Annotated in this window: 1 protein-coding gene; it reads right to left on the reverse strand. The window is 77.2% G+C overall.

Annotation, left to right across the window (positions count from 1 at the left end):
• Positions 1-1239 (reverse strand): DUF5682 family protein (locus ABD308_RS16300; RefSeq protein WP_344334165.1); only part of this gene is annotated, 1239 nt, incomplete at both ends.

The raw sequence follows: 1239 nt of genomic DNA on the forward strand, positions 1-1239 counted from the left end.
CGGCGCCGTCCAGGCCGGTGCAGGCGGGCGGCAGACCGACGCAGATCCGGTCGGCGAGACCGGCGGCGACCTCGCCGAGCGCGCCGTCGTCGGTGCCCCGGACGTCGCCGTAGCGCAGCGCGCGCACCAGGGCGGGCAGCGCGCCGGCCAGGTGGGCGACGTCGGTGTCCAGCGCGGCGCAGTCGGCGAGCACCCGCATCACGGCGGGCAGCGCCTCGGCCAGCCCGGCCACCAGGCAGGTCTCCACCAGCCCGGTCAGCTCGGCGAGTTCGACGGCGGCCCGGGCGGTGCCGACCGCCTTGCCGACGGCGGCCCGCTCGACCGTGGTGCCCCACTGGGCGGCCTCGGCGATCCGGACGGCGAACTCGGGCTGCCAGCACAGCCGCCAGCTCTCCCGGAAGGTTCCGGTGGAGGCGACCGAGGAGCGGCTCGGCACGCCCCAGTCGACGCCGAGCAGGCGCAGCCGGTGCAGCAGCCGGGAGCGGGCCGCGTCGGTCTCCTTGCGCAGGTCGAGGTCAAGGTCGCGCACGGTGGGCTCGGGCTTGAGCCGCAGGGTGCGCTGGAGCCGGGCGAGGTCGCGCTGGAGCGGGACGGCGGGCGCGGCGTCGGGCACCTCGCCGAGCGCGTCACCGATCACCAGCCGGTCCTGGACGAGCGCGAGGGCGACGTCCGAGCCGTCGCACATCACTGCCCGCACGGCGTCCAGCGTCTCGGTGAGCCCGGCGAGCGGGCGGCCGCGCAGCACGGCGAGGGTGCGGGCCAGCCGGACGGCCTCGATGACGTGCGCGGAGGAGACCGGGTGGTCCTCGGAGCGCAGCAGGTCGGCGGTCCTGGTGAGCCAGCCGGGCAGCGGGTCGCCGTCCGTGCGGTGCAGGTGGTGGTACCAGCCCGGGGAGACGATCCCGGCGCCGTAGCCGCTGAGCTGGGAGAGCCGGCGGTGCGTCCAGGGCACCCAGGTGATCTCGGTGCGCACCTTCTTCGGCAGCTCGGCGAGCAGCGCCTTGTCGTGCGCGACGGTCGGCATCGTGGCCAGGGCCGGGACGTGGAAGGCCCCGCAGACCACGGCGATCCGCTGGTACCCGGCCCGGCGGGCGGCGCGGATCTGCTGGCGCATGTACGCCTCGCGCCGCTCGTCGCGCCGGCCGTCGCCGCCGTCCTCGCGCAGCGCCGTCATCGCCTCGGCGACGGCCGCGAAGGGCGCGAGCGCGTCCTCGCCGTCGCCGGGGCGGCGGTGTTCGA

It is taken from the genome of Kitasatospora putterlickiae (genome assembly GCF_039527695.1).
Classification (GTDB): domain Bacteria; phylum Actinomycetota; class Actinomycetes; order Streptomycetales; family Streptomycetaceae; genus Kitasatospora; species Kitasatospora putterlickiae.